This is a genomic window from Malaciobacter halophilus, assembly GCF_002837275.1.
Classification (GTDB): domain Bacteria; phylum Campylobacterota; class Campylobacteria; order Campylobacterales; family Arcobacteraceae; genus Malaciobacter; species Malaciobacter halophilus.
This window is the reverse complement of record NZ_NXIF01000002.1, coordinates 1-15109: the sequence shown is the minus strand read 5'-3', so window position 1 is coordinate 15109 and position 15109 is coordinate 1. Positions and strand designations below refer to the sequence as shown.

The 15109-nt window shown below is 27.6% G+C and carries 13 protein-coding genes and 1 pseudogene; 7 read left to right on the top strand and 7 right to left on the bottom strand.

Going from position 1 to position 15109, the window contains the following annotated elements; translation table 11 throughout:
* Positions 1 to 4: 4 nt before the first annotated feature.
* The 3 genes from CP960_RS00085 to ftsZ are packed head-to-tail and all read left to right on the top strand — an operon-like array spanning position 5 to position 3990.
* Positions 5 to 1465: a peptidylprolyl isomerase gene (locus CP960_RS00085; RefSeq protein ID WP_101183141.1), complete on the top strand. Its 1461-nt coding sequence runs from the start codon at positions 5 to 7 to the stop codon at positions 1463 to 1465.
* A gap of 3 nt (positions 1466 to 1468) precedes the next feature.
* Positions 1469 to 2857 carry a cell division protein FtsA gene (gene ftsA / locus CP960_RS00080; protein WP_101183140.1) on the top strand — a complete coding sequence of 463 codons (1389 nt, stop codon included), beginning with the start codon at positions 1469 to 1471 and terminating at the stop codon, positions 2855 to 2857.
* A complete protein-coding gene (gene ftsZ / locus CP960_RS00075; protein WP_101183215.1) occupies positions 2857 to 3990 on the top strand; it encodes a cell division protein FtsZ in 1134 nt (377 codons plus the stop codon). Before ftsA ends, ftsZ begins: the two co-directional genes overlap by 1 nt.
* Before the next feature lie 15 nt (positions 3991 to 4005).
* On the opposite strand, the gene CP960_RS00070 is transcribed toward ftsZ, so the two are convergent.
* The 5 genes from CP960_RS00070 to CP960_RS00050 all read right to left on the bottom strand — a co-directional run bounded on the left by CP960_RS00070 (position 4006) and on the right by CP960_RS00050 (position 7872).
* Positions 4006 to 4386 (bottom strand): heat shock protein transcriptional repressor HspR, encoded by a 381-nt coding sequence (locus tag CP960_RS00070; RefSeq protein WP_101183139.1) that lies wholly within the window; start codon positions 4384 to 4386, stop codon positions 4006 to 4008.
* 3 nt (positions 4387 to 4389) lie between these two features.
* On the bottom strand, positions 4390 to 5280 hold the full coding sequence (locus CP960_RS00065) for a DnaJ C-terminal domain-containing protein (RefSeq protein WP_101183138.1): 891 nt from the start codon (positions 5278 to 5280) through the stop codon (positions 4390 to 4392).
* A gap of 108 nt (positions 5281 to 5388) precedes the next feature.
* Entirely contained in the window at positions 5389 to 6879 is a 1491-nt protein-coding gene (locus tag CP960_RS00060) for a PAS domain-containing sensor histidine kinase (protein ID WP_101183137.1), read from the bottom strand.
* A gap of 1 nt (position 6880) precedes the next feature.
* Entirely contained in the window at positions 6881 to 7498 is a 618-nt protein-coding gene (locus tag CP960_RS00055) for a chemotaxis protein CheX (protein WP_101183136.1), read from the bottom strand.
* Positions 7499 to 7509: 11 nt separating this feature from the next.
* The gene (locus tag CP960_RS00050; RefSeq protein WP_101183135.1) at positions 7510 to 7872 is read right to left on the bottom strand and encodes a response regulator; all 363 of its coding nucleotides are present in this window, start codon (positions 7870 to 7872) and stop codon (positions 7510 to 7512) included.
* Between the two features lie 74 nt (positions 7873 to 7946).
* Here CP960_RS00050 and CP960_RS00045 point away from each other — a divergent pair, with 74 nt between their 5' ends.
* From CP960_RS00045 to CP960_RS00035, 3 genes are read left to right on the top strand one after another with little or no spacing between them, the layout of a single operon-like run.
* Positions 7947 to 8273 (top strand): type 1 periplasmic-binding domain-containing protein, encoded by a 327-nt coding sequence (locus tag CP960_RS00045; protein ID WP_101183134.1) that lies wholly within the window; start codon positions 7947 to 7949, stop codon positions 8271 to 8273.
* Entirely contained in the window at positions 8266 to 9402 is a 1137-nt protein-coding gene (locus CP960_RS00040; RefSeq protein WP_101183133.1) for an FAD-dependent oxidoreductase, read from the top strand. Before CP960_RS00045 ends, CP960_RS00040 begins: the two co-directional genes overlap by 8 nt.
* A gap of 42 nt (positions 9403 to 9444) precedes the next feature.
* Positions 9445 to 10029, top strand: a complete 585-nt coding sequence (locus CP960_RS00035; protein WP_101183132.1) for a hypothetical protein — start codon at positions 9445 to 9447, stop codon at positions 10027 to 10029.
* A gap of 69 nt (positions 10030 to 10098) precedes the next feature.
* Here the strand turns inward: CP960_RS00035 and CP960_RS00030 are convergent, their stop codons facing one another.
* Together CP960_RS00030 and mltG are read right to left on the bottom strand one after the other, a co-directional pair.
* Complete coding sequence (locus CP960_RS00030; RefSeq protein WP_101183131.1) at positions 10099 to 12309, bottom strand: NADP-dependent isocitrate dehydrogenase; 2211 nt, start codon at positions 12307 to 12309, stop codon at positions 10099 to 10101.
* A 332-nt stretch (positions 12310 to 12641) separates the two neighbouring features.
* Positions 12642 to 13619: pseudogene (gene mltG, locus CP960_RS00025) on the bottom strand (endolytic transglycosylase MltG); the annotation flags it as partial.
* Between the two features lie 136 nt (positions 13620 to 13755).
* Here mltG and CP960_RS00020 point away from each other — a divergent pair.
* Positions 13756 to 15109, top strand: a 1354-nt coding sequence (locus tag CP960_RS00020; protein ID WP_265734440.1) for a YhdP family protein, incomplete at its 3' end; no start/stop codon positions are given.

Here is a 15109-nt window from a genome sequence, read left to right as displayed (position 1 = left end):
TTATATGATAACTTGGATGCAAAGACATAAGAAGTGGCTAGTAAGTACTATTTGGATTAGTACGATAGCTTTTGTTGGTGCTGGATTTGTAGGTTGGGGAAGCTATGACTTTGGTAAACAAGGTGGAGCAGTTGCTGTAGTTGGGGATAGAGAAATTTCAGTAAGTGAATATCAAAGAGAGTACTCAACTTTATATGAACAATACTCAAGAATTTTTGGAAAAGATTTCAACCAAGAAATGGCAGATAAACTAAAATTAAAAGATTTAGCATATAAAATGTCAATTGAAAAAAATCTTATTTTATCTTATGCTGATGAATTGGGACTGCAAGTAACTGATGAAGATATAGCAAAAGAGCTTTTAAAATATGATGCATTTATAAAAAATGGAAAATTTGACAAAGACACATATATTAAAGTTTTAAATAGAAATGGAACAACTGCAACTGAGTTTGAAGATTCATTAAAAAGAAGTATTCTTCTTCAAAAAATTGAAGGTTTATTTCAAGTTTCGGCAACAAATACGGAAGTTAAGCTTTTAAATCAATTACTATTTTTAGAAGATAATATTGACATTAAGATTTTAGATGCAAATAGTATTGTTGTTAAAGAAGATGATAATAAGATTAAAGAGTATTGGGAAAAGAATAAAGCAAACTATTTATCAGATAATTCATATGATTTTGATTATGCAGTAGTTGATGTAAAAAAAGCTAATCACTCTTTAGAAGATATGAAAAAATATTATGAGAATTTTAAAACTGATTTTAGAAAAGAGAATGACAAAATTAAGAACTTTGAAGAAGCTAAAGATGATGTTCAATTTGCCCTTGATTTAAAAGATACGAAAAGAGATGCATTAAAAGAGTATATTAAATACAAGAAAAATCAAAAAGAGTTTACTAAAAATATAGTTCTTTTTGAAAATCAGTTACCATATGGTAAAAATAATACTATAATTACTAAAGCAAAAGCTGGTGATTTGAAAAAACCTTTTTTACATGGTGATAAATATATTATTGTAAAATTAAACAAAAAGATGTTTCCAAAGCAGTTAACTTTTGAGCAAGCAAAGGCAAAAGTAACTCAAGATTTTATAAATAATGAAAAATCTTTAAAACTAAAAGCGCTATCTAAGAAAGAGTTAGATAATTTTAAAGGTACAAACATAGGTTGGGTTAGTAGAAGTTCTATCTCAAAAGTAAGTGGTTTAAATCAAATGGAGGCTTCACAATTTTTAGAAAAACTATTTAATACTGAAACTAAAAAAGGTGAAGTAAGAATAGGAAATAAAGTAGTACTATTTAAAATTAATGATTCAAGATTTGCAAACTATGAAGAATCAAGAGATGCAAGTGTTAAGCAAACTCTTGAAAACTTACAAAATTCAGAGCTAATGAATAACCTAATAAAAAGACTTGAAAATAGATATGAAATTCAGTCTTCATTAGAAATAAAGGAATAGTCATTGAGTAATAAGACTCTTTTAGCCATAGACGTTGGTTCTACTAGTATAACAGCGGTAATAGCAAAAAATAATTTAGATGGTAAAATAAATATATTAGGTACGGGAACAAGTAAAAGTGAAGGTATAAATAAAGGGTCAATTACAAATATTGAAGTGGCTTCTAAAGCTATTAAGAATGCAGTTAATATAGCAAGAGGAAGTACATCAGAAGTAATTGACTCCTCTGTTATATCTATTTCTGGTGCATATACAAAAGGTTTAAGAAGTTTAGGCTCTGTAAATGTTCCAAATGGACTTATTACAGAGACTGAAATAAATCAAGTTATGCAAATGGCTTTATATAATGCAACTATTATTCCAGAGTATGAAGTTGTTCATGTATTACCAATATTTTTTAAAGTTGATGATTCAAAAGATGTTGAAAATCCATTAAATATGAATGGTTCAAGACTTGAAGTAGCTGTTTATATTGTAACTGCTAAAAGAACAGCTTTAACAAATGTAAAATCAGCATTAAAGCAAGTAGGAATTGAGCTTACAAATTTTGTATTAGATGGATATGCAAGTGCAATATCTTTATTAGATGAACAGCAAAATAAATTTGGAGCAACTGTAATAAATATTGGAGGTACAACTACGGAGTTTGTGTCTTATAAGGGGAGCTCAATTGTTTACAATGGCTTTATCCCTGTTGGTTCAAATCATATTACAAATGATTTATCAGTAATGTTACACACTCCTCCAAATGCAGCAGAAACACTTAAAATTAAATATGGAAATTTACTAAAATCAAATGAAAATGAAGATTTAACGATTAAAAAAGTTAAAATTCCAAGAATTGGAGATGAACAAAGTACTTCTGAAGTTTCACTTGATCATATCCAAACTATAATTCATGCAAGAGTTGAGGAGATTTTAGTACTTGTTAAAAATAAATTAAAACAAAGTGGTATACAAGAGAATATTGGTGCAGGTATTGTTATAACTGGTGGTATGAGTCAACTATCAGGTATTAAAGAGCTTGCTACAAAAGTATTTGAAAATACTCCTATAAAAATTTCAAATCCAATAAATATTAAAAATGGATATATGAATTTTGATGACCCAACTATGTCAACAATTGTTGGGCTTCTTTTTTATGGTCTTGATGATAATAGAACTTATGAATTAGATTCTAATAAGAAGCTAATGAAAAGAGCGGTGAAGAAAGAGGAGCTAACTATTCCTCCTGTACAAAAAGAGGAACCAGTAGTTAAAGAAGAGAAATTAAAAGAAAAAATCAATGAGACTTTAGAAAAAGAAGATAGTACTAAACTACCAACATTATCAAAAAAAGATAAGGGTAAAGGTATGTCTAGATTCTGGAGTAAAGTTTCGGAGTGGTTTTAATGGATAATTTATTTAATGTGGATGATATTACAGTGGAAATGCCTAATCAGACAATCGGGGAAAATATAGCTAAGATTTCAGTAATTGGAGTCGGTGGAGGTGGTTGTAATATGATAAACCACATGATTCAAGAGGGAACTCATAAAATTGACTTAATTGCTGCAAATACAGACTTGCAAGTTTTAAATATATCAAAAGCACCCAAAAAGATTCAATTGGGTGTAAAACTTACAAAAGGTCTTGGGGCTGGAATGAAACCTGAAATAGGTAGAGACTCAGCTGTTGAGAGTTATGAAGATATAAAAAATGCTCTTAAAGGGACAGATATTATATTTATTGCTGCAGGACTTGGTGGTGGAACAGGAACAGGAGCTGCTTCAATTATTGCAAAAGCTGCAAAAGAAGTTGGTGCTTTAACTGTATCTGTTGTAACTAAACCTTTTACTTGGGAAGGTAAAAAAAGAGCAGGGCTTGCAAATTTAGGACTTGAAGAGCTTAAAAAAGTAAGTGATTCAATTATAGTTGTTCCAAATGATAGATTATTAGATATTATTGATGAAAATGTTGGTATGAAAGATGCCTTTAAAATTATTGATAATATTTTGTATCAAGCTGTAAATGGTATGAGTGAAGTTATATTAAATCCAGGAAACTCAGATATTAATACAGACTTTGCAGATGTAAAAACAATTATGCAACATAAGGGAATGGCTCTTATGGGTATAGGAAAAGCAAAAGGGGAAGATGCTGCACTTAGAGCATTAGAAGATGCAATTGAATCGCCATTGCTTGATAAAGTCTCTTTAAGTGGTGCTAAGGGTATTTTAATTCATTTTAATATTCATCCTCAAGTGTCACTATTTGCAATTAATAATGTAATGGGCTCAATTCATGATAATATTGATTCTAATGCAGAGATAATTTTTGGTACAACTACTGATAGTTCTTTACAAACAGATGAAGTTAAGATTACTATTGTAGCAACTGGGTTTGAATCTAAAAATGAGATAGATGATGATTCAGACAAAAATAAACAAGAAGATAATGCAAATGTTAAATTATCAGTTAATGATGAAAACTATTTAGATATTCCACCATTGATGAGAGAGTATGTAGTTCAATATCAATTATAGATGAAGAGTATGAGTTTACTCTTCAAATATAACTATATCGTATGAACTTTTTTTTATCACTAAGGCTTTTGAGTTAGGAACTACTCCAAAATTATTTATCTCTTTTAATCTATTTTTATATTTATTTACATCATTTTCTAATTTCTCAATTTTTTCGTTTAATCTTAATATTAAATCAACTCCAGCTAGATTAATTCCAAGTTCTCTTGTTAGTGTTAAAACATATTTGATATGGTCAATATCTTTTTGAGAATATAGTCTAATTTTACCATTTGTACGAGAAGGCTTGATTAAGCCTTCCCTTTCATATTGTCTTAAAGTTTGTGGATGAATATTAAGTATTTGAGCCACAGCTGAGATAAGATACACAGGCTCAGTATACGCTTTATTTTCCATTTGTTACTCCTTTGGTAACTTCTCTTTAAGTAATTGTACTAAATCTTCATCTAATTGTTCAACTTTTGGAAGTTTGATATTTGCTTTTAGATAAAGATCACCTTTTTTACCTGTTTTCCTATCATAAACACCAAGTTCTCTTACTCTAAACTTTTGATTCTGTTTTGTATTTTCAGGAATCTTTAAAGTAATTGTTTTATGAATAGTTTTGATTTCAACTTTACCACCAAATAAAGCAGTAATTAGTGGAATATCAAAAGATTTGATAAGCGTAGATTCATCTCTTTCATATTCAGGACTAGGTGCTACATTAACTTTAATAATTAAATCACCTCTTTGTGAACCTAAAGCTTTTCCTTTACCTTTTGCTCTAATCTTTTGACCATCTTTAATACCTTCTGGTATTTTAATGTCAAAAGAATCATTATTTAATGAGATATGTTGTTTGCCACCTAAAATAGATGTGTCAAATGCAATAGTAATTTGTGCATTCATATCTAAATCGGGCTCTTCATATCCACCAAAGCCACTGCTTCCAAAGCCTCCTTGGTTAAAAGCGCTTGAGAAGCCACCACCTCCAAAACCACCTTGTTGACCAAACATCTGTCTTAGAATATCATCTAAGTCTATTCCAGAACCTGCCTGTCCTCTTGCAAAGTCATGGAAGTTTTGACCACCAAACATAGAGTCTCCAAATTGATCATATTGCTGTTTTTTCTCAGGATCACTAAGAACTTCATATGCAGCATTAATCTCTTTAAATTTTTCTTCTGCTTTTGGGTCTTTATTAACATCTGGATGGTATTTTCTTGCTAATTTTCTATATGCTTTTTTTATCTCATCTACAGATGCATGTTCATTAATTTCTAGTGTTTCATATAAACTTTTTGCCATTTATACTCCATTTATAATTGTTTGTATTTAAATAATATTATATCAAAAAAGTTGAGTCTATGTCAATCAACTTAAAAAAAGTATTTGGCATAATAGACTCAAAAATGCTTATATTATAGGAAGAGTTAGTTTAAAACAAGCACCATAATAAGTTAAGTCATTGTAGCTAAACTTTTTGTTAAAAGCTTCAATTTTACCATTCATACTGACATCAATTAGTTGATGAGTCATATATAAACCAAGACCTGTTCCTACATCTTTATGTTTAGTTGTAAAGTATGGTTCAAAGATTTTATCTATTATTTGTGGTTCAATTCCACCAGCACTATCTTGTATTTTTAAAATTATATTTTCATGTTTTTTATAAATATCAATTACTATTACTCTTTTATCTAAATCAATATTTTTATCTAAAAAAGCATCTTTTGCATTATTGATTATATTTAAGAAAGCTTGTGTGAACTCATTTGGATAGCTTTTTATAATATAACTTTCTTTGCAATTTAGTATTAGTTGAATAGATTGATTTTTCAAAGTTCCTTCTAAAATAGTTATATTTCTTTGAATATTCTCTTTTATATCAAATTCAACTTTCTTTTTGTCACTTTTTAAAAAATCTCTAAAATCATCAATCGTTTGAGAAAGATGTTTCGAGTTTCTAATAATTGCATGAATTGATTCTTCAAAAATCTCTTCTGTAATAATATCTAACTCTTTATGCATTTTAAGACCACTTGCTGCTGTACTAATTGTACTTAAAGGTTGTCTCCATTGATGGGCAATATTTCCTATCATTTCTCCTAGTGCAGCCATTTTTGTTTGTTCTACTAAAAGTTTATCTTTTTGTTTTAGTTCACTTAAATCCATTACTGTTAGGATTTTAAACATTTTATTTTTAAGTTTAGTGTCTTTTATTCTTGTTAGTGCAGGAAAAGTTGAATTATCTTTTTTTGTCATTTTTAATTCAATTGGTTTTTCATCAATTTGAATTATTTTTTCTAGTGATTTTGAATCAATAAAATCATAAATCTCTTTATTTAATACTTCTTCTTTATTTGAATAATTAAATAGTTCTAAAGCAATTTTATTTGCATTTACACACTTATCATTTTCAAATAAGAAAATAGCTTCTAAAGTAGTGTTTAAAAGAAGACTAATCTCTTCTAATGAGTCCTCAAGATGATTTTTAGTTTGTTCTAATTCATGATTTGTTTCACAAAGTATTGTATTATCATAAATATATAAAACTACAAGTTTATTTGTTTTATCATATGGTGTAATTGTGACACCTTGTTGCATATTATCAAAAACTTTATTTGCAACTTTATTTAGCTCAATATTTAGTAAATACTTATTTATACCTGTATGATAAAAAGTCGCTGAATTTAAAGCTAAAGATGCTTTTATTTTTCTTTTTAAAGTTTTTTCATTTATATCTTTAAAATAGTCTATTAAGTTTTTTGATACTATATCATCTGCTTTTATATTGGTTCTTGTTTCTAGCCAACTATTCCAAAAGTAAACTTTTAACGTATCATCTAATATAATTACACCATTATCGACTGTATTACATATAAAATCAAATTTTTCAAATTTCATTTTAAATCTCTTCAAGAAGTCTATTTATTACTGTTTTTATGTAGTCAATAGATTTATCTGTTGTTAAAATCATTAGTTGTCCATCAATATCCAAATCTTCAAATTTTAGTTTTGTAGAGATAATAATTACATTTTGGTATTTTTCAATAAATTGATTATCAAGTTTATTTATATTATCAAGTATTTTTACATCTGGTGGAGAAAAAGATACTTTTGCTTCCATATCTTCAGCAAGTTTACTAATAGTAGAAGAAGAAAGAATATTTGTAATCTCTAATATAATATCACAAAGCTCTTCATTTGTAATCTCTTCATTATCTAAGCCAAATTTAATAGCAATATTTCTAGCAGAATTATTGTCAATTACGAAAAGGTTTTCTCCAGCAATTGGGCCATTTATTTGTTGCATACATACAAAATGAGTAGATTCTAAGTTTAGCTCTTTATTTAGATGTTTTTTTAAATCTGTTGTTTTTATAACTTCAATTTTAGGAATACTTAATGTTGCAAATGCATCAAGTATTTCAGTGATTGCAGCAGTTGCTGAACCATATGCTATATTCATAAGTTCTTGTAAACAATCTTTTTCATCTTCATTTAGTATTATGTTATTAGTCATATTTTATTACCCTATAATATCTTTTCTACTATTTTATCCATTTTCTCTAAACTAATAGGTTTTTTAACAAAATCAATTGCTCCAAACTCTCTTACTTTATCCATTGATGTTTTTTGAATATCTGCTGATACTACTATAACTTTCGCATTTTTATCAAATTTTTTTATTTCTTGTAGTGCTTGAAAACCATCCATAACAGGCATTGTTAAATCTAAAAAAACAAAATCAATTTGATTTTGTTTATAAGCATCTAGTGCTTCTACTCCATTGCACGCTTCAATAATATTTATATCTATATTACTTAGTGTCTCATTTATTGATTTCATTACGATTTTTCTAGCCATTCTAGAGTCATCTGCAACAAGTATATTCATATATTAAGCCTTATTTTGTAATCATTCGTTATCCAATAAATTTTATCCAAAAAATAGTTAAATAGGTATGAAAAATGTTAGAAAAAGATGAATGGACACAAGAAGAGTTATTTAAATACTCAAAAGAGTTGAAAAAGCAAGGTAAAAAAGTAGTTGTTATTGACACTATTTTAAAGCCATTAGATAATATTGAAACTATTACTTACAATCCTTTTGAAATGAAAGACTATCCTCATGGAACAGTTTTTGTTTTTTATTGTGATACTGGAAAAACTACTAAAGAGAGATTGAATTTTTATAGAAAAAAGTTTCCTGAGTATGTTTGTGTTAGTTTAAGAGGAGGAAAAGGGTATTGGAGACCTAATTTTCAGTTATTGCAGGAGTTAAAAAAGAATGTATAAAAAGTATGAGTATGTAGTAATTGGAGGTGGAATTGCAGGTATTTGTACTGCATATTTTTTATGTAAACATAGTAATAGTGTTTTATTAGTAGAAGAAGATAAAGCAGTATTAAATCAAGCAAGTAAAGCTGCAGGTGGGTTTTTGTCTCCACTTTTAGGTAAAGATAATACTTTTAAATCATTAGTTAATAATGCTTTAAAATTTTCCGTAGATTTTTATAAAAATATTTTAAAAGATGATTTTGAAAATAAAGGAGTTTATAGGCTTGCTAAAAATGAAGAAGATAGGCTAAAATTTGATAGTTATAAACCTTTTATGGATTTTGATTATAAAGAGTATGAAGATGGATTTTTCTTTGATATTGGCTCTAAAGTATCTGCTAAAGATGTAGCAAATGCTCTTTGTAATGATTTTGAAATAGCTTTAGAGTATAAAGTTAAAAATATAAAACAAAATAAAGATGAAAAATGGATTATAAATAATGAAATTGAAGCTTCAAAAGTAATACTTACAACTGGCTATAAGACTGATTTAATTGATGAAAGCTATTTTCAAATTAGAGCTGTTTGGGGCCAAAGAATTGATATCTTAACTTCAATGCAAAATAGTATTAATTATCATAAAGAGTGCTCTGTAAGCTCTTCAAAAAAATATAATAATAAAAATCTTATTTGTATTGGAGCAACTCATCATAGACTAGATAATTATACTAATTTAGAAGCAAAAGAGTTTTTAAAACAGACTCAAAAACAAAATACAGAAAAACTTTTATCTTTAGCTGAAGATATTATAAAATTAGATGATATTGAAGTAGTTAATACAAAAATTGGTGCAAGAGCATGTAGTGTAGATTATTTTCCTATTGTAGGTGAGTTAATAGATAGTAAAAAGACAATTGAAAAATATCCTCATTTAGTTAATGGAAGTTTTGTAACTGATGACAAACTAATCAAAAAAAAGGGTATTTATGTATTAAATGGTATAGGAGGAAGAGGTTTTGTTTTATCTCCTTATTTAGCCAATTGTTTAGTAGATTATCTAGTAAATAATAAACCTATTCAATATGAGGTTTTAGCTAATAGACTCTTTAAAAGATGGGTTAAAAAAATAAAGTTAAATAACTGTTAATATTAATAAGATAGAATTTTTTAAAAAAGATAGGAAGATTAAATGAAAAACGTTTTGAAAATTGTTATTTTAGGTGTAATCGGTTTTGGTTTTTTAGTTTATGCAACAGCAGAAAAGCCAGCACAAGTTAAGCAAGTGCTTGAACAAAGCTCTTTAAAACTATCAGATTTACCAGAAAAATTTGAAATTGTAGGTAAAGATGACGAAGTTTTAAAAGCTGATTTATTTGAAAAAGGTGCGAAAAGTTTAATTGTAGTAGGAAATCATGACTCTTTAGCAGTAGTAAGAGAACTACCAAAATTTTATGAAATGACTATTCCTTATGTTATGGTTGCAAATATTTCAAGTGCACCTTGGTTTGTTAAAAAAATGTTTATTCCAGGTAAACTTGAAGAGTTAGTAGAAAAAAGAGATACTCCAATGATTTATGATTTTGATGGGGATATGGTAAAAGCATTAGGAGTTACAGATAATGCAAAAACTACATATGTTGCTTATCTAGTAAATGAAAATGGTTCTATATCAAAAATTTTAAAAGGAAATGTTAAAGAAGGAGCACTAGATGGTTCTATGACTCAAGATGAAATGAAAAAAGCTCTTGAGCCTTTAGCAAACTATTTAAAATAGTTATAAATCAATTTAAATAAAAAAGGGGAAAGTTAAAAACTTTCCCCTTTTTTTTGTTTTATTAAATGTTTATATAGAATCTATAATACTATTTAATGTTGCTGATGGTCTCATAGCAGCAAATGCTTTTTCATCATTTGGTAAATAATATCCACCAATATCTGATGGTTTACCATGGTTTGCTACAAGCTCTTCTACGATTTTATTTTCATTCTCTTTTAATGCTTTTGCAACTGGCTCAAACTGTTTTTTAAGTTCTTCATCATCATTTTGTGCTGCAAGCTCTTCTGCCCAGTACATTGTTAAATAGAAATGACTTCCTCTATTGTCAATTGAACCTAGTTTTCTAGCTGGAGATTTGTCATTTTCTAAGAATGTTCCTGTTGCTTTATCTAGTGTATTAGCTAATACTCTAGCTTTTTCATTATTTTGTGAGTTTGCTAAATGTTCAAATGAAGCTGCTAGTGCCATAAATTCACCTAATGAATCCCATCTTAAATAAGACTCTTCAACAAATTGTTGAACGTGTTTAGGAGCAGAACCACCAGCACCAGTTTCAAATAATCCACCACCTTGCATTAGTGGAACAATTGATAACATTTTAGCACTTGTACCAAGTTCTAAAATTGGGAATAAGTCAGTATTATAGTCTCTTAAAACATTTCCTGTTACAGAAATAGTATCAAGACCTTTTCTCATTCTCTCAAGAGATTTTTTAGTAGCTTCTAATGGAGTCATAATAGAAATATCTAATCCAGTAGTATCATGTTCTTTTAAGTATTCATTTACTTTTTTGATAAGTTCTGCATCATGAGCTCTATTTTCATCTAACCAAAAAATAGCTGGAGTATTTGATAGTCTTGCTCTTGTAACTGCTAATTTAACCCAATCTCTTATTGGAGCATCTTTAGCTTGGCACATTCTAAAAATATCACCTTCTTCAACATCAAATGCAAATACTTCGTTTCCATCTTTATCAGTAACTTTAATAGTTCCTTTAGCTTCTGCTTGGAAAGTTTTATCATGACTTCCATACTCTTCAGCTTTCTTAGCCATAAGTCCTACATTTGGAACAGTTCCCATTGTAGTTGGGTCTAGTGCACCATTTTCTTTACAATCATCAATAACTGCTTGGAAAGATTTTGCATAACATCTATCTGGAATCATTGCTAAAGTATCTTCTTCTTTATCTTGTGCATTCCACATTTTACCACCACCTCTAATCATAGCTGGCATAGATGCATCAATAATCACATCAGAAGGAACATGTAAGTTTGTAATACCTTTATGAGAATTAACCATAGCAAGTCTTGGTTGTTTTTCATAGATTGCAGCTATATCTGCTTGGATTTCTGCTTTTTTATCTGCATCAACTTTATCTAAGCATGCATATAAATCACCAATTCCATTATTGAAGTTTACACCTAATTCATCAAATAAAGCTCCATGTTTTTCAATTAAATCTTTAAAATATACCTTAACAGCATATCCAAACATAATAGGATCAGAAACTTTCATCATAGTTGCTTTAAGGTGTAAAGATAGTAGTACATCTCTTTTCTTTGCTTCATCAATTGCTTCTTGATAAAACTCTTGTAATGTTTTTGCTCTCATTCTTGTAGCATCAATAACTTCACCAGCTTCTAAAGGAGTTGAAGCTTTTAATACTTTTTCATTTCCATTTTCATCAAAAAAAGAGATTTTAACATCATTCTCTTTTTCCATAGTTGTAGAAACCTCTGCACCATAAAAATCGTCTTTTTTCATATATGCAACATCTGTTTTTGAATCTTTTTTCCACTCTCCCATTCTATGTGGGTTGTTTTTTGCATAGTTTTTAACAGCACTTGGAGCTCTTCTATCTGAGTTTCCTTCTCTTAATACTGGATTTACAGCACTTCCTAATATTTTTGCATATCTTGCTGTTATCTCTTCAGATTCATCATAATTAGGTACATTGTAACCTTTTTCTTGTAGCTCTTTAATTGCTGCTTTTAATTGTGGAATTGAAGCAGAGATATTTGGTAATTTAATAATATTTGCATTTGGATCTTGTGTTAACTTTCCTAATTCACTTAAGTGATCACCAATTTTTTGGTCTTCAGTTAAATTTTCTGGAAAGTTAGCGATAATTCTACCTGCTAATGAGATATCTTTAGATACCATCTCAATATTTGAGCTTTTTGTAAATGCTCTAATGATAGGTAAAAAAGAGTAAGTTGCTAATGCTGGGGCTTCGTCAACTTTTGTGTAAATTATCTGCGATGTTTGTTTTGTCATGTTTCTTCCTCAAGTTTTAGTTCAATTAATTTAGGTTAAATCAACCAAATTCAAATGTACACAATAATAACATGTGTTTATTTTATAGCATTTGAAATTCTAAGAGGAATATAATTTAATACTATGTTTGTTTCATAAATTCACATAAACTATTTCACATTTTCAAAAAGAGATTTTATTGATTTTGTGTTTTCTTTAGAATTGCTTTTAGGAAATACGTAGAGTTCTTTTTTAGGGCTTTCTTTAGCTTTTTTTATACTCTTTTTCTTTTGTATTTCTTCTGTTTTTTTACTTCTTTTTTTCTTTAAATTTCTTTTAATAATTCTATTTTTGTTAATATTATTCACATGTTCTTTATAGCTTTTTGAAAAAATGTGTAACCCTGTTTTTTCACTTTTTACGAAATATAAATAATCTGTTTTAGCTGGAAATATTGCAGCTTTTATTGCATCTACACTCACTGCACATACAGGATGGTCAGGAAGACCTCTATTTTTATATGTATTATATGAACTATTGTCTTCTCTAATTCTTTTTGCAGTTACTTTTACATGGGAATATTGTGCATAATTTAAAGTTCCATCCATTTGAAGTTTCATACCCTTTTTTAATCTATTGTGAATTACACTAGATACAATGGGCATTTCATCTTTATTAGCTGCCTCTTTTTGAATTACAGATGCAAGAGTAATATAATAATACCATCTATTTTTGTTATATGTTCCAAATATTTTATTGGAAATAACTTCATACTGCTTATTGGTATTTGAAAATAGATAAAACAGTAAATGGTCTTCTTTCATTCCATATGGTAAAGAGTATGTATCTGCTAAAATATTTCCATCTTGTTTATAGGCATATTTATCATAAACTTTTTGTAAAGTTTTTCTTGATAAATTCATTCTTTTGGAAATATCATCTAAAAATATATGTGCAGTCTCCCCTGGAATTAAAGTGATATCTTTTAACGCTGCTTTTGATGTAGTGATTTTATATAAAAAATCTGCTTTTGTAAGATAGTTTTCTTTAATATCAATCCATCCACTTTGTGGGTATCCTAAAAATCTTAAATAGACTTTATCTATAATTCCTAGTTCATATCCTGATTTATTTAAATATGTTATAATGCTATTTGTAGTACCTTTAGGAATAAATATAACCTTTGTAGTACTTAAAGGCAATGTTAAATAAAATAGAACAACTATAATTAAGACAAGGAATAACTCGATAATGTCCAATAAAATTAAACTTTTTTTTCTTACACTTGTCTGTTTAGTTTTTGCATTTGTTTTTTTCTTATTTTTTGGCATAAAAATTGATTCAATCTCTTTTGGTGAAGTTTCAGTTTCGAAATTGTATATAAAGTTTGATAAAAAACTTATTGTAAATATAGAACAGTTAACATATAAATCAAAAAAACAAGGTTCAAGTAGTTCAATTGAAGATTTGAAAACTAACATAAGAAGGCTTCCTTCCTTACTTAAATACTTCAAAGAGATAAATATTGAAACTTTAAAAGTAAATGACAATACTTTTACAATTTATTTTGATAAAAAGAATCTTTATTTAGATAATAAGTATATTAATCTTTCATCAAAAGTTAATGTATATTCAAAAAGTGTAGTTTTGGACCTTTACTCTTTATACTTGAAAGATTTAAAGCTTTTTTTTAAAGGAAAAGCTAAAGTTGATATGTTTAAAGAGATAGTAACTTATCTTGGAAACTATTCATATAAAGATGTAATAGGTGAGCTTAATTTACAAGTTGATAAGGACTATTTTAGTTTTTATACAAATACAAATGAGTTAGAAGATATAAAATTTATAAAAGATTTTGTGCGACTATCAAGCGGTGTAGCTGAAGCATGGATGTATGATAATGTTACTGGGAAAATGAAATTAAATTATCTTTATGGAAAATTAAAAACTGATAATTTTGAACCAGTTTTGGACTCTTTTAAAGGTAATGCTACTATTGAAAATGCAAAAATAAGATTTCATAAAAATGCAAATACAGTAAATACTAAGAAGTTAACAATTGATTATGAAGATGATAAACTACTTTTTTCTATGTTGAAACCTACATATAATAATACAAAACTTTATGGTAGTTCTGTTGTAATAAATAATTTAACAAGTGAAGCAAAAGGTGAAGTTGTTGTAAATATTAAAACAAAAAGTGCTTTAAATGATGATATTTTAGGTATTTTAAAAGCTTATGATATTCATTTACCTTTAACACAAACATCTGGTACTACAAACTCTACTTTTAAATTAGTCGTTCCTTATTTACTTGAAAAACAGATGAAAACCACAGGCTATTTTCAAGCTAAAAATTCAACTTTTAAACTTAAAGATTTTGAGTTTTTTACTAAAGATGCAAAAGTAGAGTTAAAAGGCTCAAATGTAATAATAAAAGAGTCTCATATAAGACATAAACAGATGTTTGAAGGAAAAGTAAATCTAAATATAGATACATCTAAATCTTTAGCAAAAGGTAGTGTAAAATTAGACTCATTGATTATAAAAAATGCAGATGATGAAATAATTAATGCAAAAGATATTAATACAACACTTAATATAGATTTTAAAGAAAACACAATATTAAATTTTAATACATTAGACACAAGTTTAGATATTAAAAAGCAGAGTTTAGATATCAATATAAAAGATTTAAATAAAATATATGAACACTCAAAATTATTAAAAAATCTAAATATAAAAGATGGAAGTATTAAGTTATTTGTATATGATAATGAAAAAATTGATTTTGACTTAGTTTTAAATAATTTAGATTATC

Excerpts from the sequence above, each read along its gene's own strand:
- CP960_RS00060 (WP_101183137.1), bottom strand. The coding sequence starts at position 6,879 with ATGAAATTTGAAAAATTTGATTTTATATGTAATACAGTCGATAATGGT.
- CP960_RS00085 (WP_101183141.1), top strand. The coding sequence starts at position 5 with ATGATAACTTGGATGCAAAGACATAAGAAGTGGCTAGTAAGTACTATT.
- CP960_RS00030 (WP_101183131.1), bottom strand. The coding sequence starts at position 12,309 with ATGACAAAACAAACATCGCAGATAATTTACACAAAAGTTGACGAAGCC.
- CP960_RS00035 (WP_101183132.1), top strand. The coding sequence starts at position 9,445 with ATGAAAAACGTTTTGAAAATTGTTATTTTAGGTGTAATCGGTTTTGGT.
- ftsZ (WP_101183215.1), top strand. The coding sequence starts at position 2,857 with ATGGATAATTTATTTAATGTGGATGATATTACAGTGGAAATGCCTAAT.
- CP960_RS00055 (WP_101183136.1), bottom strand. The coding sequence starts at position 7,498 with ATGACTAATAACATAATACTAAATGAAGATGAAAAAGATTGTTTACAA.
- CP960_RS00065 (WP_101183138.1), bottom strand. The coding sequence starts at position 5,280 with ATGGCAAAAAGTTTATATGAAACACTAGAAATTAATGAACATGCATCT.
- CP960_RS00070 (WP_101183139.1), bottom strand. The coding sequence starts at position 4,386 with ATGGAAAATAAAGCGTATACTGAGCCTGTGTATCTTATCTCAGCTGTG.
- CP960_RS00050 (WP_101183135.1), bottom strand. The coding sequence starts at position 7,872 with ATGAATATACTTGTTGCAGATGACTCTAGAATGGCTAGAAAAATCGTA.
- CP960_RS00045 (WP_101183134.1), top strand. The coding sequence starts at position 7,947 with ATGTTAGAAAAAGATGAATGGACACAAGAAGAGTTATTTAAATACTCA.
- CP960_RS00040 (WP_101183133.1), top strand. The coding sequence starts at position 8,266 with ATGTATAAAAAGTATGAGTATGTAGTAATTGGAGGTGGAATTGCAGGT.